This is a genomic window from Candidatus Accumulibacter aalborgensis, assembly GCF_900089955.1.
In the GTDB taxonomy this organism is placed as follows: domain Bacteria; phylum Pseudomonadota; class Gammaproteobacteria; order Burkholderiales; family Rhodocyclaceae; genus Accumulibacter; species Accumulibacter aalborgensis.
This window is the reverse complement of the sequence record NZ_FLQX01000001.1, coordinates 1-17,784: the sequence shown is the minus strand read 5'-3', so window position 1 is coordinate 17,784 and position 17,784 is coordinate 1. Positions and strand designations below refer to the sequence as shown.

Here is a 17,784-nt window from a genome sequence, read left to right as displayed (position 1 = left end):
TAGACAGCCCAAGAGGAGCGCACCGAGATAATCCCAACTGACCGAGCACGATTCTCAACCTGGTCGGTATCGCTAGACTTGGTCCCGATGACCATTCCACTCGCTCGCAGCAGAAGACAGGTGAATGCCGTGACACTAATCCCTATTGCACAAGTTGTGCGCCGAGTGCGTCCGCTAGCCGCCGCCATGGAGATGCCCGACTTCCTTTCCATGATCGATCAGCAGGCAAGAATGCTGGTGAATTTGGCCACGACGGTGGGTGAGACGCTTGAAGGCAAGGAGTCCGCCCATTCTGTTCGCCTCCTCGACCTGGAACAGCGCCGCGAGGAGTTGAAGCGGCGTAATCAGGCGGCCGTACATTCGATGCTCGACCTAGGAGCGGATATCGACGAGATCCGCGGGTCGATGGAGGCCCTTGATCGGGCCGCAGCACGCCTGTTGCTGGCCGCACGCGGCCTCCATCAGTTTTGGTTGCACCCGACCGAAGCCGGCTGCCAGATGATGGCAGTTATCCGGAATGGGACCGAGAGCCTGCAGCATGGCTATGCCCAATTCACGAATGGCTGGTCTGCGGCAGAGTTCGATGCTGACGAAGCAATCGCCAGCAAGGACGCGCTAAGCCGCTATCGAATTCCTGCCTTCCCGGAAATACTGGACACCGATGATGAATCCCGCTTGCCACCTCTCGATCAACGCGTTGTAAACCCAGATCTCATGTCGGTTGAGCGCACATTCTGGCTTACAGAGCTTTATGGGAATCTGGACGACATCGCCCAGGAGCTTGCATGCGCGGGCGTCATCTTGAAGGAATGGTCACGGCGACGGTTCGCCAGCTTACACGATGGGCGGCAGGAGTGGGCAGGACCTGCTCCCTGTGATACCCCCGGTCGGCCGCCGAATAGTGGAAGATCCTGACCGTCTGTTCCAACAGTCGGCAGCGGTAGGCGGCTTGGCGCGCCGTGGGTCTGGCGCCAGTTTTTACCTCATGCGGAAGCGGTGATTGTGGATACTCAAATACAACACGTGTCAGATAGCCCCGTCGTCTCGACGTCGATCGAAAGCGACCTCGACGGCTATCTCAACGTCATCGACGACGCGACGGCGGTTTTCAGGTCGGCGGTCGACGCCTAGCTGAAGAATGGGACCGACGGCGCCTGCTGGCACCAGGCCAAACGGATCCCAGAACATATGCGCACGCTTGACGACATGCAACAGAAGCTGAAACCTCGGGGCATCCATTCTATGCTTTCGGGACGCATAATTCCGCGCTGGTGCATCTGACAATCGGGGTGAGCCGTTTGGTCAAGTACATGAGGCACATCACCGGCTTCGCCATCGAAGCCGGCTTGTGGGCCCGGTCGGCGTGTACCCTCGTATCTGCGCTCCGACGTGCAGGAACTCAGCGACGAGGTTTGCGCCACGGCGGGCGCCTTGGTCGACAGTTATCGCCCGAGCATGCTGAGGTGAGAACAGGCATCCGCTGGCGGTGCAGAGCGGGGCGTCAGTTGGTACAAAAGGCCAGGCAGACGCCGTACGCAGACTGGACGATGGCCAGTGCCAATTGCGGAGGCCAGCGCCATACGTACACCATTTGGTGGCGAGGTCGCAGATCGGGCTGTAACTGAATGGCTGCGACGAGCAACCCGGCGGTCTGCTGAATTTTGCTAGCAAATACAAGAAGGATGGTCGTGGTAGCATGCCCGTCCTAGGGCCAATGCTTTATTGCCCGACGTGGTAGCTCACGGTGGCTTTATGGACTGGATCGGAGGCTGAGCCTGTGGAACCGACTATAAAATTCAAGAATGACAAACTTGTCGGCGATTTCTGGGGCGGTTTTGCCGCCATGTTGGTCGCACTGCCGTCGGCGATCGCCTTTGGCGTGACGATCTATGCCTCGATTGGACCGTCCTACGCCGGTATGGGCGCGCTGGCCGGGATTCTCGGGGCTACCGCTCTCGGGCTGATGGCGCCGGCTCTGGGCGGAACCAATCGCCTGATTACGGCGCCGTGTGCGCCGGCCGCGGCGCTTCTCTCTGCCTTCGCCATCGAACTCGTGCAGCGTGGCGTAGAACCCACATTTATTGTCCTGATGTTGACCGCCGTCGGTATGATCTGCGGGATGTTGCAGTTGCTCCTCGGTTTCATGGGTGTCGGCAGCCTGATCAAGTACATCCCTTTTCCGGTGGTCAGCGGCTATCTCACAGGTGTCGGCCTGATCATCATCGGCAGTCAGATCCCCAAGTTTCTGGGCCATACCGGCGGCCACTCCTGGTTGCGGGTCCTGATCACGCCAGACTGGTGGCACTGGCAGAGCGTGCTCATCGGCGCCGTGGCGATCCTGGTGATGGTCGGCGCACCGTTGCTGACGCGCATCGTGCCGGCGGCCATTCTCGGCTTGCTGGCCGGGGTGCTCACTTATTTCGGACTGGCCTATGGGGTCGACGAAAAACTGCTGGTCATTGAAGGCAACGCGCTGATCATCGGTCCCCTCGGAGGGACCGCGTCAAGCATGCTGGAGGCGATCACCGGCCGCTGGAGCGAGATCGGCGAACTCAAGCTCAGCCAGATCGCCAGTCTGTTCGGAACGGCATTGATCCTGGCGTTGTTGCTGTCGATCGACACGCTCAAGACCGCCGTCGTTCTCGACACCATGACGCGCAGCCGACACGATTCGAACCGCGAACTGGTCGCTCAGGGTCTCGGCAACGTGGCCTCGGCTTGCGCAGGTGGTATGCCAGGAGCCGGACAGATGGGTGCAACGCTGGTCAATCTGGCCAGCGGTGGCCAGACCCGCGTGTCGGGGGTGATTGAGGGCATACTGTGTCTGATCGCATTTCTTGCCCTGGGAAGCTTTATTGCCTGGATTCCGGTCGCGGCGCTGGCCGGCATCCTGATCGTCGTCGGCGTACGAATGATCGACCGGCACAGTTTTCATCTGCTCCAGTCGCCATGGACCCTCCTTGACTTCATCGTCATCGTGGCGGTGGTGGCCGTGGCGGTTGGTTACAGCCTGATCGCCGCATCAGGCGTCGGCATTGCCTTGGCCATGTTTCTGTTCATCCGCGAGCAACTGAGCAGCACTGTCATCCGTCGAAAAGTGGAGGGGGGGAACAGGTCTTCTAAGAGAATCCGCTTGCGCCATGACATGGAACTGCTCAATAAAAAGGGAGAGCAGACGGTCATCCTGGAGTTGCAGGGTAGCCTTTTCTTCGGCACCAAAGATCAACTTTACACGGCACTTGAGCCGGAACTCGGCAAGCGGAAGTACATCGTTCTGGACATGCGGCGCGTGCAGTCAGTGGATGTCACGGCAGTGCATCTGCTGAGTCAGATCCGGGACTCGCTGCTCGAGCGTGACGCCTTCCTGATTTTCAGCAGCTTGTCGCAGGCCCTGCCCAACGGCCGGAACATCGCCGAGTTCTTTGACCAGATGGAACTTACGGCGATGACCAAGAATGTCAAGGTATTTCCGGAACTTGACGACGCGGTCGAGTGGATTGAAAACCAGATCCTTGGCGAGATCGGTATCAAGGCGCCCGAGGTCGCGGCACTGGATTTGAAGGATGTTGAACTGTTCAGCGACCACAAGGGCGAAACACTGGCCGACCTTGAGGCTTGCATGGGGCGACGCTCGCTGGCCAAGGGCGAGAAGGTGTACTCGTTTGGCGACCCGGGTAACGAACTGTATCTGATTCTCAAGGGCGCAGTGCGCATCACGCTGCCTAGTATCGGAGCAACACCGGACCACCACGCGTTGACCTATGGGCGCGGCGACTTCTTCGGGGGCATGGCCTTCCTTTCACAAATGACTCGCTTCAACGATGCGACAGCGCTTGAAGACACCGACCTCTACATGTTGCAGCGCGAAGAGTTTGAAACACTCAAGGAGGAGCACAAACGCTTGGCGTTTCACCTGCTCGAGGCGGTCGCCAAAGTGCTCGCGTTGAGATTGCGCTACGCTGACAAGGAACTGATGGCCATGCAGGACTAGACCGGGAGCCGGCCAGACCCTGGCGGAAAATGAGATGGCGCTGAAGCTGAAGCTCATCCTCTGATCGCTTAGGGCCGCCCCAGGCTGAGCCGTGTCTGCCGGATCCGAGAGATCCAGCGCTCGCCAAGCGCCGTGGCGGAAATATTCCCAAAGGTTAAAACTATCTAGTTACGTGCAGCTATCGTGTCCGTAAAATCAGTCGGTTCCGGGAAAATGCCCTTGAAAATTATCTTCTTTTTTGGTACCTACCGAGAATGAACAGGATTCAAAACGGTTGACACGCCGGGAAGGGACTTTAAACTGCCAGGTCAACCGTTGCTGCTGCGGGGTAATCCTTTACGCAACCCGCGTGGAAAACGCGATGGTGCAGGGGCGCTCCGTCAGTCTTGACCGCGTGGGTAATTCAGTCCACATATAACAGGAGGATAGGATGGATAAGAAGAGAGTGCGTTTGTTCGGCTCCACCAAAGACGTCGAGATGCAGTTTGACTCGTTTCTCGATACCCTTTCCGACGGGGCGCTCTCGTTCCGCGCGGGCGTCACTACCTACCTGGCGACAGGAGCGGACCACAGCGACTTTGTGGGCAAGCAGCAGCAGATCATCGATCTGGAGCACAAGGGCGACGAACTACGCCGTCTAATCGAGCACCAACTTTACACCTTGGCCCTCATTCCCGACTTTCGCGGTGACGTATTGAGCATGCTCGAGGATCTCGACGGGCTGCTCAACGTGATGAAGGAGAACATGGTGTCGATCGGCATCGAGGCTCCGAATTTTCCCAAGGAGTTGTATTCCGACGTCCTGCAGTTGGCTGAAGATGTCGGAGCAGCGGTGGAGAGTACGATCCTCGCCTCCCGCGCCTTCCTGCGCGATGTTCAATCGGTTCGCGACCACTTGCACAAGGTGATGTTCTACGAAAAAGAGGCCGACAAGCACGCCGACAAGCTCAAGCGGAGCATCTTCGCTTCCGCCTTGCCGCTGGCCGAAAAGTCCCACTTGCGCCGTTTTGTCGACAAGATCGACCAGATCGCCGACCAGGCCGAGGACGTTGCCGACTGGCTGGCGATCTACACCATCAAGCGCTCGGACTAGGGCCGGGGAGGGCGCAATATCATGGATCTGCACATATTTCTCTATCTTTCCAGCGGCTTGTTCCTGGGTTGGTCACTGGGAGCCAACGACGCTGCCAACGTCTTCGGAACGGCAGTCGCTTCGCGGATGATCAAATTCAGGACGGCGGCCATCATCATCACTGTCGGCGTGATCATCGGTGCCGTGATCAGCGGCGCCGGGGCGGCCCACACACTGTCCAAGCTTGGCTCGATCAATGCCCTCGGCGGCGCCTTCATGGCGGCCTTTGCGGCAGCGGCCGTGGTCGCCTGGCTCACCGTCCTGGGCTTGCCGGTCTCCACCACCCAGGCCATCGTCGGGGCGATCATCGGCTGGAACTTCTTCACTGGTTCGGTCACCGACTTTACCGTGTTCAAAACCATCTGCGCCACATGGGTCCTCAGTCCTCTGCTGACCGCCATCTTCAGCTACCTGATCTACCGGGGAGTGATGAAGGTGCTCAATCGCTCGAAAATCCACATCATCCGTCAGGATGCGTGGACCCGCCTCGCCTTGCTCGTCGCCGGTATTCTGGGCTCCTACTCGCTGGGCGCCAACAACATCGGCAATGTCATGGGGGTGTTCATTGGCGCCAATCCGTTCCAGGACCTGGACCTCGGCCTGGTCGAGCTCAGCGGCTTGCAACTGTTGTTCCTGCTCGGCGGCGTGGCCATCTCGGTTGGCGTTTTCACCTATGCCAAGAAGGTTATGCTCACCGTGGGCACCGAAATCGCTCCGCTGACGCCGGTGGGAGCCTTCGTGGTGGTCGTCGCCACGTCGCTGGTCCTGCTCCTTTTCGCGTCGGAAGATCTGGAGTTCGCCCTGGCCTCGATGGGGCTGCCCACCATCCCTCTGGTGCCGGTCTCGAGCTCGCAGGCGGTCGTGGGCGGCGTGATTGGTATTGGTCTGATCAGGAACGCACGCAATATCAAGTGGGGCGTGGTCGCGCGGATTTCCTGGGCCTGGGTGCAGACCCCCATCGTTTCGGCATTGGTGTGCTACGTTTTTCTGTTCGTTCTGCAAAACGTCTTCGGGCAAACGGTCTATAACCCAGTCGAGTACCGCGTCGCCAAGCAGGTATTGGCCAGGCACTCCGACAAGGTGGACGTCGAGAAGCTCGCCGCCTTGAACGACCAGGCCTTCGCCACCTCCGGCAAGCTCAAGGACGCCATCGATGCGGCCCTGCCGAACATTGAGTACAAGGCTGAGCTGAAGCTGATTGACGACGCTCTGGTGGAAGGGATTACGGTCGATCCGGACAAGTTCAAGGACCTGGAGAAGACGCAGGGGCTCGACGCCGAACAGCTTGATGCCGTGAAAAAACTGAGCGGCAAGACCTTCATCTACCGTTGGGAACTGGTTCAGGCGCTGGCCGACAGTACGCCAAGATGGAAACTCAAGGACAAGACGGTCCTCAACAAGACGTACAACAAAGAGATCCAGAAGAGCCTCGACATTGTGATGGATGCCTACACGCCCAAGATGAAGTAAGGGAACTGGTGCGGAGAGCACCGCATGCCCTTGCTTGGATATTCCGATAGCGGTGGGGTCAATACAAGGCCTCACCGCTTTATCGGCGAGCATTCGAATAGATGGAAAGTGCCACAGCCCTCAATTCCCCGTTTGGCAAAGCGCAGTGCGTGCCGCTGACATGGCGGCCACCGTCGCCATGTCGCATTGAATTTCCTTCTTCTTGCGGTGCCAGTACTAACCGCGCTTGATGTGCACTTTGGTGACCGTGCGGGCGCTGACCGTCCGCACCGTGAATTGATAGCTCTCCTCGTGGATATGGCTCCCCACCGGTGGAATCGTGCGCAGGCGGTTGATGATCAGCCCGGCCACGGTATGAGCCGCTTCCATGGGGATGTTGAGATGCAGTTCCTCATTGATCTGCGAGATGGGTGTTCGGCCATCGACCAGGAATTCGCCCGGTGCCAGTTCCTTGATCAGGATGCGCTGCTTGCTGCGGTGGGACTCGTACTCATCGAAATCGTAGCCGACATCGATTTCTCCCACCACTTCCTCGAAGATGTCTTCCATGCTGAGAATGCCGATGGCCAGTCCGAACTCATTGACGACCACCGCCATGAAGTCGATCGGACGCGATAGCAGCGTCGTGATGGTCCGGTCGATGGGTTGCCTGGAGGTGACGTAGACCGGCTCCTGGATGAAGCTGGCCTTGGGTTTGCGGTTGATGTCGGAGGCCATCAAGTCCCATGAGTTGAGGGTCAGAATGCCGATGATATTGGACATGTTGCCGCGATAGACCGGCAAGCGATTATAGCCATGGGCAAGAACCAGTTTCACGGCCTCCTCCGTGCTGGCGTGCTCGCTGATGCCCACCACCTCGTCGAGCGGAGTCATCACCTCACCCACCGATGTCTCCGAGAAACGGGTGATGCGCGCCACCTTCTCGGCGTCGAAGCTGCCATCCTGATCGTCCGTGGCCGATGACATTTCCAGAAGCATGCGCAATTCCTCGCGAGTGATCAGGCCGCTTTTCACCGCGGTGGTCCCGCCTGCCAGGCGAGCGGCGAAGCGCGCGATGCGACTGAAAACGAAGATCACCGGATAGTAAAGCCAGGAAAAAAAGCGCAGACCGTAGACGATGCGAGTGACCAGAAAGTCGGCTTTCTGCTGGTAGATGCTCTTCGGAACGATCTCCCCCAGAATCAGCAGGAAGGGTGTGGCGATGAGCACCGAGAGGATGTCCCCCTCAGGCCCGAAAACCTCGATAAAGATCAGCGTAACCATTGTCGAGACGGTCACTGTCGTGACGTTGGTGCCCACCAGGGTCGTTCCCAGCAGTATGTCGGGCGTCTTGTACAGTTTCAAAACCAGCGCTGCGCCCTTGTCACCCGTCTTGGCCAGGTGACGCAACCTGATCTTGTCGCTGTTGACCATGGCGATCTCCGACCCGGAGAAGAAGCCCTTGAGCAGAATGAAGACCACGATCACCAGGCATTCGATAAAGATTTCCATGACTCAGACCTCTTTCTTGGTGGCGGAAACTTGATCAGCGCGCGGCGTTTCCTGACCGGCCAGGCCCGGCAATTGCGACGAGAAAACCGAGTGCGTATGTTGTACCGTCGCAGCCACCGCCTCATCCGGCGAGCCAGCGCTCGCTGCGTTGGTTTCATCAGTCAGTGCTCGCGAGGGAACGCTGTCCTCGCTGTCCGTCGGCTCGGGATCGGGTCCCATTCCCAGCCGGGTCACGCGTAATTCCTCGATGCGCAAGCCCTGCATACGTTCAACGGCAAGCAGGAAGCCCTCGAAGGTGACCGAGTCCCCTAGCCTCGGCAAGCGGTTGAGCAGGCGCATGACCACCCCGCCGACCGTATTCATGCTGGGGTCATCGAGGTTGGCGCCCACCAACTGGTTGAAGTCCACCAGGCTCATGTCACCTGGGATCGAGTATATCTTGTGCACCTCGATCTCCCTGACGCCGGGCTCCTGTGGCGGGGCCAGCCTGCCAAGCATGAATGCCGCCACGTCGCGGATCGAAACGATCCCCAACACGTTGGCGTATTCGCCAATCACCAGTGCCGTGCGCGTGCGATTCTCCTGGAAGAACTCGACCATTTCGTCAACCTTCTTGGTCGAGGGAACAAAATGGGGTTGCCGCATCACGTCGCGCACACTCATTGCCGCCAGGTCGGCGCCACTGCGAACCAGCTTGATGACGTCTTCCGAATGGAGGAAACCGACGATCATCGCCGGGCTATCCTCGAACAGCGGCACACGCGCATGGTGGATGGCCTGGAAGGCTGCCACCAGATCCGGCAAAGGCTGCTGCACATCGAGCGAAACCATGCTCGAAATAGGCGTCATGATGTCGACCACCTGCGCCTCGGAGGCCTCCAGCATGTTGTCGATGAGGATGCGCTCCGTCGGCACGATCACGCCACTGGCCTCGCCTTCCTCCACCAGCGTACGGAATTCGTCGGAATGAAGCAGATTGTCCTTCTTCACCGGTTCGCCGACGATGGCCGAAGTGATTCGGTCGGCAACGGCGCGCACCGCGTTGCGCAGGGGCGTGATCAAGGCGATCCATTTGGGTAACAGCGCCGCCGTGATATTGGTGGCAATCATCATCGGGTAAGTGACGGCGATGGTCTTGGGTGTGACCTCTCCGAACAGGAGGAGCAACGGAACCATCACCAGAATGTTGATCCAGGTGGTCTGGTCGTCGGTGAAATACTTCAAGAAGATGGCCGCCATGTTGGCCGATGAGGCAATGTTCACCAGTTCGTTGCCGCACAATAGCGAGATGATCAGGCGGCGCGGCTCTTCGAGCATTTCGTGAATACTCTTGCTGCGCGGATGCTGACTGTTGCGCAACCTTTGCAGGTCGAAGGAAGTCAGCGAAAAAAGGGCTGTTTCCGATCCGGAAAAGAATGCCGACATGGTCAGCAGGAGCACCTGAACGCAGCCTCGGATGATCAGTTCAAGATCAATCCAGGCAGGTATTTGAACAGCCGATAGGTCCATGGGCAACCTCCTCAGGTGGTCTCAAATGACAGATCCGCACGATCGGGCTGAGTACCGGCGCGTGTCTGCTTGTTATCTGCGCTGTGCATGCGAAGAGAAAGCACGCACACGGCCCTTTTTTGCAAAAGGCGTGCGGATTATGCACAAATCAGAAATCCTGTCCACGTTCTGTTAACATCGCTGGCATCAAACGTCTTTGGGGGGGGTAAAGCATGCGTCTGGACGACCAGGGCGAGAGTCAGAACGTCGAGGACCGGCGAGGCGATGGTGGCGGCGGTGGCATTGGGCGCGGCAGCGTCGGCATCGGCACGCTGGTCATCGCGCTCGCCGCTGGCTACTTTTTCGGCATCGACCCGGCCGTGATTCTCGGGCTGGCTTCGAATACCAGCAGCAGCGCCCCTCCGCCAGCCAGTCGGCCGGCCCACAAGCCTCCGGCCAACGACGAAATGGCGACCTTCGTCGCCAAGGTTCTCGGTAGCACCGAGACCACCTGGCAAAGTATTTTCAGCGACGCCGGGCGCCGCTATCAGGACCCGAAACTGGTCCTGTTCACCGGCGCGACACCGACTGCCTGCGGCACGGGTCAGTCGGCGATGGGCCCCTTTTATTGCCCCGCTGATCATAAGGTTTATATCGACCTGGCTTTCTACCGCGATCTGAAGGAACGGTTTCACGCGCCTGGCGAGTTCGCGCAGGCCTATGTGATCGCACACGAAGTCGGCCATCACGTGCAGAACCTGCTCGGCATCTCGGACAAGGTGAGCGCCGCGCAGCAGCGCAGCGGCAACAAGGCGGCGGCCAATGCGCTATCGGTGCGGCTGGAACTGCAGGCCGATTGCTTCGCCGGCGTCTGGGGTCACCGCGCCGATAGCATGCAGAAGATGCTCGAACCCGGCGAGGCTGAGCAGGCGCTCACCGCCGCCTCGGCGATCGGCGACGATCGTCTGCAACGGCAAACGCGCGGGCAGGTAGTGCCGGAATCATTTACGCATGGCTCGTCCGAGCAACGCGTGCGCTGGTTCAAGCGCGGCATGGACAGCGGCGACATCCGTCAGTGCGACACCTTCAACGCGACTTCGCTTTAGCGGTGGGCAAACCAACTCCTTTCGCCTTCGTTTCCCTCTGTGCAGGCGCCTTGCTCGCCCTGTTCGGGCCATCGCTGGCGCATGCCGGATTGCCCAGGGCCGCCAGTGTCCCCGGAGGGGTGGCGCTGGTCTCGCTGGGTCCGGTCTCGGCCGACGGCGCCCAACCGCGCGCATGGCTCGGTGACCAGCGGGTTCTGGTTACCGCCGAAGCGGGTCAGTGGGTTGCGGTGGTTGGACTGGCGCTCGATACCGCGCCTGGTGCGCACGAACTACGCGTGGAGGGGGCCGGCGAGACGCGCAGCGCGGGCTTCGCGGTCAACGCCAGGAACTACCCTGAGCAGCGGATCACGATCAAGGACAGCAGCAAGGTGCAACTGTCGGCCGGCGACCTGGCACGCGTCGAAGGTGAAGTGGCCGCCATCGGGCGCCTGAAGCGTCACTGGCGCGAGGCGGCAGTGACGGACACGGCCTTTGTCCTGCCGGCCGACGGGCGGCTGACGGGGCGCTTTGGCGTCCGCCGTTTATTCAACGGCGAACCGCGTTCGCCACACGCCGGCTTCGACATCGCGGTGCCTCGCGGCGCCGCGGTCAGGGCCAACGCAAATGGTACCGTACTGGCAACCGACGACTATTTCTTCAACGGCCAGACCATCTTCGTCGACCACGGCAACGGCCTGATCAGCATGTATTGCCACCTCGAGCGCATTGATGTGCAACCCGGGGCGGTAGTCGCCAAGGGCCAACCGATCGGCCGGTCGGGAATGAGCGGTCGCGCAACCGGCCCTCACCTGCACTGGAGCGTGATTCTCAATGGCGCGATGGTCGATCCCGAACTGTTTGTTTCACGCTCGGGCAACGCACGCTGACGCTGGCGCCCCTCTCGGTCCAGTTCGGCCAGCTTGTCAATCGGCGAGCGGCGCCCGGTGGCGCTCGCCGACCGTCCTCACCGAGTTGCCGCGATGCGGGCAATCCGTCTTGGTGCATTCGGCGTAGAGATAAAGGGCGTGCTCGCGAATGATGAAGCCACGCTCCTTGGCAATCCGCGTTTGGCGGCGTTCGATCTCGGCATCGTAGAACTCTTCGACACGACCACAATCGATACACACCAGATGGTCGTGGTGCTGTCCCGCGCTCAATTCGAAGACCGCCTTGCCCGATTCGAAATAGTGACGTTCGAGCAAGCCGGCCTGCTCGAACTGGGTCAGCACGCGGTAGACGGTGGCCAGGCCGACATCCAGATTCTCGGCGAGCAGCAGGCGATAGACGTCCTCGGCGGTGAGATGACGAACGTCGGTTTTCTCGAAAAGAGCGAGGATCTTGAGGCGTGGCAGGGTGGCTTTCAGCCCCATGCTCTTGAGGTCATCGGAGTTGCTCATCGGCTTACCTTGATCGGCTGCGAAAGGAGGACGGGGTTTTCGGTTATGATATACCTTCAGCGGCTGCAATGCAGAACCGGCGCAAGTCTTCCGTCAGTTCGATTGCCGATCCTGGCGCCGTCCCGGACGCCTTGATCGACATCGCTCGTCGCTTCCTGATCACTCACCACGATCCGACCAGAACATGAACTTCCCGCGTTTCGCCACTTCCCTCATCGTCCTCTGCCTGCTGTCCGCCTGCTCCTGGGTACCGCGCATCGTCAACGAGTACCGGATCGATGTACAGCAAGGCAACGTGCTGACCCAGGAGATGGTCTCCCAGTTGCGTCCAGGGCTGTCAATGGATCAAGTGCGCTTCATCCTCGGCACGCCGGTGCTGGTCGACATGTTTCACGCCAACCGCTGGGATTACTTCTTCTGGCTGAAGAAAGGGAATACCGGAGTGGTCGAGAGCCGCCTGTTTTCGGTTTTTTTCGACGCCGAAGGCAAGCTGGTTCGGGTCGCCGGCGATGTCACCCCCGCGCAACAGACAGACACAGCGACTGTAGCGCAACCGCGGAACAGGGAAATCGATCTGAGTTCGCTGCCGACCGATGGCAGTGTGGCCATGCCGCCGCCGGACGAACAAGGATTCTTCAGCAAGATGCTGGAAAGCGTGGGGCTCTGACATGAACGACTTGAGAATCGCGATTGCGGGCGCCGGCGGCCGCATGGGACGGATGTTGGTCGAGGCGACGCTGAGGGATGCGGAGGCGACGCTGGCAGCAGCGATCGACCAACCTGACGCGGTCGTGCTGGGGAAGGACGCAGGCGAGCTGGTCGGCCTGCCGTGCGGGATTCTGGTGAGCAGCGACCGGGACGCGGGAATCGCCCAGGCCACCTGCCTGATCGACTTCACCCGCCCTGAAGGCACGCTCGAACACCTCGAGATATGCCGGCGCCACGGTACGGCGATCGTCATTGGCACGACCGGCTTCGACGCTGCCGGCAAGAATGCGATTGCGGCTGCCGCCGAGGACATTCCAGTCGTCTTTGCGCCCAACATGAGCGTCGGCGTCAACGTCGTCTTCAAGCTGCTCGACCTGGCCGCGCGGATCATGAACGAGGGCTACGACATAGAGATCGTCGAAGCGCACCACCGACACAAGATCGATGCCCCATCGGGGACCGCGCTGCGCATGGGTGAGGTGGTGGCGCAGGCGTTCGGTCGTGACCTCCGGCAATGCGCGGTCTACGGTCGCGAGGGGGTCACCGGCGAGCGACTGCCATCGACGATCGGCTTTTCGACTATCCGCGGCGGCGACATCGTCGGCGACCACAACGTCATGTTCTGTGGCCTTGGCGAGCGCGTCGAAATTGGCCACAAAGCGAGCAGCAGGCTGCCGTATGCGCTGGGCAGCCTGCGTGCAGCACGTTTTCTCAGCAGCCGGAGCAAGGGCCTGTTCGACATGCAGGACGTGCTTGGACTGCGCTGAAACGGGTGATGTCGGTACCGAGCAAGCGGCGCGACAGATGAGACAATCGCTGGTTGGACCTGAATGCCTCTATGGTGAGTCCGTTGACGTAGAGGTCGAGGAACATCCCGGTGGTCGGATCTCGGATGTGTGCAGATAGATAGCCTTCTGCTGCAAAACCCAGGGCCAGCGCGTTCCTCTGTGCTCGGACATTATCCTGATAGACGAGGCTGCTAAGCTTGTTGAGCTGGACCTTGTTGAACGAAAAATCCAGTGCCAAGAGGCTGCTTTCCAGTCCGATTCCGGTGGTTCGGTTTGCGGAATCCGGCAGTCCAATCATGAACTCTGCGCGACGATGCTCCGCGTGGATATCCGTCAGGCTGACCAGACCCATCGGCATCGCGTTGTCCGCCTTGCAAATCACCCAGTCGATCGACCTGGTTTGACAGGGATGCAGTTGCTCGGCTGCGGCCAGTTTCTTCTGCAGGCTTTTCACATCTGAAACTCGCGCGAGAAAGCGATTGAACCGGTTCGTGAAGTCCGACGAAGCAAACCATGCACTTATCAATTCGGCATCCGACCTGACCGCTCGTCGCAGAACCACGTGGCGACCGACGAGCGGGCGCGTCCAGACCTCGCTGACTTCGAGGAGGTTCGCCCGCGCCTCAGGAAAGACCGGCTTCTGCTCGATCGCCTTGTTGAATTGTTCAGCGGCCTCCGCTATGCGACCGATGGATTTCAGCGCTTGCCCGAGATTATTCAAGGCCTCAGGATAGTGGGGCTGTGCTTCCAGCAGGACACGATACACTTCGACCGCCCCGTCAGCCTGACCAAGCTTCTGCAGCAGGTTGCCGAGGTTGTTCAACGCATGTGGATATTTGGGGCGACAGGTCAAGGCCTTGCGAAAACACTCTGCTGCGTGTTCCAGTCGGCCCGATTCCATCAGGATCAGGCCATGAAGATTGAGCGCCTCCGGCTTCAGCGGATCGCGGGCAAGCGCCCTGCAAATCGTGGCTTCTGCCTGGACCGCGCATCCCTGATCCCGCAATGCATTTGCATAGTTGATCAGGTAGTCGAGATTTTCCGGTCGATTCGCGATGGCTTTCTCGAACCATTGATTTGCTTCGCCAAACCTTCTCGACCGGGAGAGAATGATGGCCAGCAGGTGGGCGGCATCGCTCTGGGAATCGTCGAATTCCAGGACACGCCTGCAGCCCTCCTCTGCCTGGGCCAGTTCCCCTGCCTGGGAGTGCCTTACCGCATCGAAGAAAGTGTCTTCTGGATTCAGCTTCATCGCGTCAGAAAACGGGGCCGGCCATATGCAACTCAGATCGCTTCGAAATTGAGCGTTGATACACCAACGATGCCAGCAAAGAAGTTCCCGGTGGCATCTTGTACGGCGCTGGGATCGACCTCAAGATAATAGTCGGTTCCGGGAACCAGGTCAGCGTTGGGGTTAACTTCGACCCGCGAGGGAAAATTGAAGCTGACCGCTCCCCCCGCACCTCCCATTCCGGTCGCGACATCGAAGCCTTCCACGAGGCTGCCGTCCGCCTGGTACAGCCGGATGGTGCCGGTGCCGGCATGGACATTCTCCGAGAACACCAGCTGCAGGTTCCCCTGGACAGGCAGTGTCCCATTGTCCGACGGGTAGGACCCCGAGAGCGTTGGTGCCGAGTCGACAGCCTTGAAATTCAGGGCTGTACTGTCCCCGATGCCGGCATAGCTCTGGCCGGAACTGTCCTTCACCGCGGTTGGGTCGATTTGGAGGTAGTAATCGGTTCCCGACAGTCGATCGGCCTTGGGGCTAACATCGACCCGCTGACCATTGAAGCTGACCGAACCGCCTGCCCCTCCCATTCCGGTCGCAACATCGAAGCTTTCCACGAGACTGCCGTTCGCCTGGTACAGCCGGACGGTGCCGGTGCCGGCGTGGATATTCTCCGAGAAAAACAGACTGATGTCCTGAGAGTAGTCCATATACAGTGTCCCGTTGTCTGACGGGTAGGACGAGAAGAGCGTTGGTACCGAATCGACCGCCTTGAAGTTCAGGGTGGTATTGTCACCGATGCCGGCATAACTCTGCTCGGAACTGTCCTTCACTGCAGTCGGCTCGATCTGAACGTAGTAGTCGGTTCCCGACAGCAGATCGGCCTTGGGGTCAACATAGACCAACGAGCCGTTGAAGCCAACGGAACCGCCTGCTCCTCCCACACCGGTAGCGACATCGAAGCTTTCCACCACGGTGCCGTCCGCCTGGAACAGCCGGATGGTGCCGGTGCCGGCGTGGACGCTCTCGGAGAAAGGCAAGATTATGTCGTGATCGAACTCTATGGTCGACGGGTAGGACGAGGAGAGCGTTGGTACCGAGTCGACAGCCCTGAAGTTCAGCGTCGCATTGTCACTGATGCCGGCGTAGCTGTGGTTGGTACTATCCTTCACCGCAGTCGGGTCGATCTGAAGGTAGTAGTCGGTTCCCGGCAGCAGGTCGGCCCCTGGATTCACAGAGACGCCTTGCCCGAGTTTTCCGAAGCTGACCGAACCGCCAGCCCCTCCCATCCCGGTCGCGACATCGAAGCTTTCCACTACGGTGCCGTCCGCCTGGTACAGCCGGATGGTGCCGGTACCCGCGTGGATGTTCTCGGAGAACCACAGCGACAGGTTCCGATCGAACTCCATGGTCCCGTTGTCTGACGGGTCGGACCCGGAGAGCCTTGGTACCGAGTCGACCGCCTTGAAGTTCAGGGTCGTGTGGTCACCGATGCCCGCATAGCTGTGGTTGGTACTATCCTTCACCGCAGTCGGGTCGATCTGAACGTAGTAGTCAGTTCCTGGCAGCAGGTCGGCCTTGGGGCTAACATCGACCCACGAGCCGTTGAAGTCGACGGAACCGCCTGCCCCCCCCACTCCGGTCGCGACGTCGAAGCTTTCCGCGAGGCTGCCGTCCGACTGGTATAGCCGGATGGTGCCGGTGCCTGCATGGATGTTCTCGGAGAAAAACAGGCTGATGTCCCGATTGTACTCCATGGTCCCGTTGTCTGACGGGTCGGACCCGGAGAGCCTTGGTGCCGAGTCGACCGCCTTCAAGTTCAGGGTCGTGTGGTCGCCGATGCCCGCATAGTTGTGGTTGGTACTATCCTTCACCGCAGTCGGGTCGATCTGAACGTAGTAGTCAGTTCCTGGCAGCAGGTCGGCCTTGGGGTTAACATCGACCCACGAGCCGTTGAAGTCGACGGAACCGCCTGCTGCCCCCACTCCGGTCGCGACGTTGAAGCTTTCCACGAGGCTGCCGTCCGCCTGGTACAGCCGGATGGTGCCGGTGCCGGCGTGGATGTTCTCTGAGAAATGCAGGACGATGTCCCGATTGAACTCCATGGTCCCGTTGTCTGACGGGTCGGACCAGGAGAGCGTTGGCACCGAGTCGACCGCCTTGAAGTTCAGGGTCGTTTTGTCACTGATGCCGGCATAGCTGTGGTCGGTACTGTCCTTCAGCGCAGTCGGGTCGATCTGAAGGTAGTAGTCGGTTCCCGGCAGCAGGTCGCCCTTGGGGTTGATATCGACCGACGAGCCGTTGAAGCTGAGCGAACCGCCTGCATCTCCCACTCCGGTAGCAACGTCAAATCTTTCTACCACGGCACCGTCCGCCTGGTACAGCCGGAGGGTGCCGGTGCCGGCGTGGATGGCCTCGGAGAAATACAGGTTGATGTCCCGATTGAACTCCATGGTCCCGTTGTCTGACGGGTCGGACCCGTAGAGCGCTGGGACCGAGTCGACAGCCTTGAAGTTCAGTGTCGTGTGGTCACTGATGCCGGCATAGCTCTGGCCGGTACTGTCCTTCACCGCAGTCGGGTCGATCTGAAGGTAGTAGTCGGTTCCCGCCAGCAGGTCGGCGCCTGGATTCACAATGACGCCTTTCCCGCCGAAGCTGATCAAGCCGCCTGCCCCCCCGATGCCGCTAGCGACATCAAAGCTTTCCACCACGGTGCCGTCCGCCTGGTACAGCCGGAGGGTGCCGGTGCCGGCGTGGACGTTCTCGGAGAAATACAGGCTGATGTCCTGATTGAACTCCAGGTTCCCGTTGTCTGACGGGTTGGACCCGTTGAGCGTTGGTACCGAGTCGACAGCCTTGAAGTTCAGGGTCGTGTGGTCACTGATGCCGGCATAGCTGTGGTCGGTACTGTCCTTCAGCGCAGTCGGGTCGATCTGAAGGTAGTTGCGTATTTCGCGGAACGTGACCGGTCGTTTCGCGTGATCGTGACCGGTGGAGAGATGCTGC

The 17,784-nt window shown here is 59.9% G+C and carries 13 protein-coding genes; 8 read left to right on the top strand and 5 right to left on the bottom strand.

Annotated elements, in window-relative coordinates; genetic code table 11:
• Window positions 1-186: 186 nt before the first annotated feature.
• The 4 genes from ACCAA_RS00065 (at window position 187) to ACCAA_RS00050 (ending at window position 6,593) form a co-directional block, all read left to right on the top strand.
• Window positions 187-915, top strand: coding sequence for a hypothetical protein (locus ACCAA_RS00065; protein ID WP_186405214.1), 729 nt, complete (start codon window positions 187-189; stop codon window positions 913-915).
• Between the two features lie 862 nt (window positions 916-1,777).
• Window positions 1,778-3,991 (top strand): SulP family inorganic anion transporter, encoded by a 2,214-nt coding sequence (locus ACCAA_RS00060; protein WP_245754351.1) that lies wholly within the window; start codon window positions 1,778-1,780, stop codon window positions 3,989-3,991.
• 430 nt (window positions 3,992-4,421) lie between these two features.
• Complete coding sequence (locus ACCAA_RS00055) at window positions 4,422-5,084, top strand: DUF47 domain-containing protein (protein WP_186405213.1); 663 nt, start codon at window positions 4,422-4,424, stop codon at window positions 5,082-5,084.
• 21 nt (window positions 5,085-5,105) lie between these two features.
• Window positions 5,106-6,593: an inorganic phosphate transporter gene (locus ACCAA_RS00050; RefSeq protein ID WP_186405212.1), complete on the top strand. Its 1,488-nt coding sequence runs from the start codon at window positions 5,106-5,108 to the stop codon at window positions 6,591-6,593.
• A gap of 216 nt (window positions 6,594-6,809) precedes the next feature.
• Here ACCAA_RS00050 and ACCAA_RS00045 read toward each other — a convergent pair whose 3' ends face one another.
• Both ACCAA_RS00045 and ACCAA_RS00040 read right to left on the bottom strand, forming a co-directional pair.
• Window positions 6,810-8,084 carry a hemolysin family protein gene (locus tag ACCAA_RS00045; RefSeq protein WP_186405211.1) on the bottom strand — a complete coding sequence of 425 codons (1,275 nt, stop codon included), beginning with the start codon at window positions 8,082-8,084 and terminating at the stop codon, window positions 6,810-6,812.
• A gap of 3 nt (window positions 8,085-8,087) precedes the next feature.
• Window positions 8,088-9,593 (bottom strand): hemolysin family protein, encoded by a 1,506-nt coding sequence (locus ACCAA_RS00040; protein ID WP_186405210.1) that lies wholly within the window; start codon window positions 9,591-9,593, stop codon window positions 8,088-8,090.
• 212 nt (window positions 9,594-9,805) lie between these two features.
• Here ACCAA_RS00040 and ypfJ point away from each other — a divergent pair, with 212 nt between their 5' ends.
• A complete protein-coding gene (gene ypfJ, locus ACCAA_RS00035; RefSeq protein WP_186405209.1) occupies window positions 9,806-10,678 on the top strand; it encodes a KPN_02809 family neutral zinc metallopeptidase in 873 nt (290 codons plus the stop codon).
• A gap of 2 nt (window positions 10,679-10,680) precedes the next feature.
• Window positions 10,681-11,544, top strand: a complete 864-nt coding sequence (locus tag ACCAA_RS00030) for a M23 family metallopeptidase (protein WP_186405208.1) — start codon at window positions 10,681-10,683, stop codon at window positions 11,542-11,544.
• A 36-nt stretch (window positions 11,545-11,580) separates the two neighbouring features.
• On the opposite strand, the gene fur is transcribed toward ACCAA_RS00030, so the two are convergent.
• Entirely contained in the window at window positions 11,581-12,054 is a 474-nt protein-coding gene (gene fur / locus ACCAA_RS00025) for a ferric iron uptake transcriptional regulator (protein ID WP_186405207.1), read from the bottom strand.
• Window positions 12,055-12,238: 184 nt separating this feature from the next.
• Here fur and ACCAA_RS00020 point away from each other — a divergent pair, with 184 nt between their 5' ends.
• Window positions 12,239-12,721: an outer membrane protein assembly factor BamE gene (locus tag ACCAA_RS00020; RefSeq protein ID WP_186405206.1), complete on the top strand. Its 483-nt coding sequence runs from the start codon at window positions 12,239-12,241 to the stop codon at window positions 12,719-12,721.
• 1 nt (window position 12,722) lies between these two features.
• A complete protein-coding gene (dapB, locus tag ACCAA_RS00015; protein ID WP_186405205.1) occupies window positions 12,723-13,529 on the top strand; it encodes a 4-hydroxy-tetrahydrodipicolinate reductase in 807 nt (268 codons plus the stop codon).
• Here the strand turns inward: dapB and ACCAA_RS00010 are convergent.
• Both ACCAA_RS00010 and ACCAA_RS00005 read right to left on the bottom strand, forming a co-directional pair.
• Window positions 13,474-14,802, bottom strand: a complete 1,329-nt coding sequence (locus tag ACCAA_RS00010; protein WP_186405204.1) for a GNAT family N-acetyltransferase — start codon at window positions 14,800-14,802, stop codon at window positions 13,474-13,476. The genes dapB and ACCAA_RS00010 overlap by 56 nt on opposite strands.
• Window positions 14,803-14,834: 32 nt before the next feature.
• Window positions 14,835-17,784 (bottom strand): Ig-like domain-containing domain (locus tag ACCAA_RS00005; protein WP_186405203.1); only part of this gene is annotated, 2,950 nt, incomplete at its 5' end.

What these genes read in the sequence shown, in the direction of transcription:
- dapB (WP_186405205.1), top strand. Translation starts at nt 12,723, where the DNA reads ATGAACGACTTGAGAATCGCGATTGCGGGCGCCGGCGGCCGCATGGGA.
- fur (WP_186405207.1), bottom strand. Translation starts at nt 12,054, where the DNA reads ATGAGCAACTCCGATGACCTCAAGAGCATGGGGCTGAAAGCCACCCTG.
- ACCAA_RS00040 (WP_186405210.1), bottom strand. Translation starts at nt 9,593, where the DNA reads ATGGACCTATCGGCTGTTCAAATACCTGCCTGGATTGATCTTGAACTG.
- ACCAA_RS00020 (WP_186405206.1), top strand. Translation starts at nt 12,239, where the DNA reads ATGAACTTCCCGCGTTTCGCCACTTCCCTCATCGTCCTCTGCCTGCTG.
- ACCAA_RS00065 (WP_186405214.1), top strand. Translation starts at nt 187, where the DNA reads ATGGAGATGCCCGACTTCCTTTCCATGATCGATCAGCAGGCAAGAATG.
- ACCAA_RS00045 (WP_186405211.1), bottom strand. Translation starts at nt 8,084, where the DNA reads ATGGAAATCTTTATCGAATGCCTGGTGATCGTGGTCTTCATTCTGCTC.
- ACCAA_RS00050 (WP_186405212.1), top strand. Translation starts at nt 5,106, where the DNA reads ATGGATCTGCACATATTTCTCTATCTTTCCAGCGGCTTGTTCCTGGGT.
- ACCAA_RS00010 (WP_186405204.1), bottom strand. Translation starts at nt 14,802, where the DNA reads ATGAAGCTGAATCCAGAAGACACTTTCTTCGATGCGGTAAGGCACTCC.
- ACCAA_RS00055 (WP_186405213.1), top strand. Translation starts at nt 4,422, where the DNA reads ATGGATAAGAAGAGAGTGCGTTTGTTCGGCTCCACCAAAGACGTCGAG.
- ypfJ (WP_186405209.1), top strand. Translation starts at nt 9,806, where the DNA reads ATGCGTCTGGACGACCAGGGCGAGAGTCAGAACGTCGAGGACCGGCGA.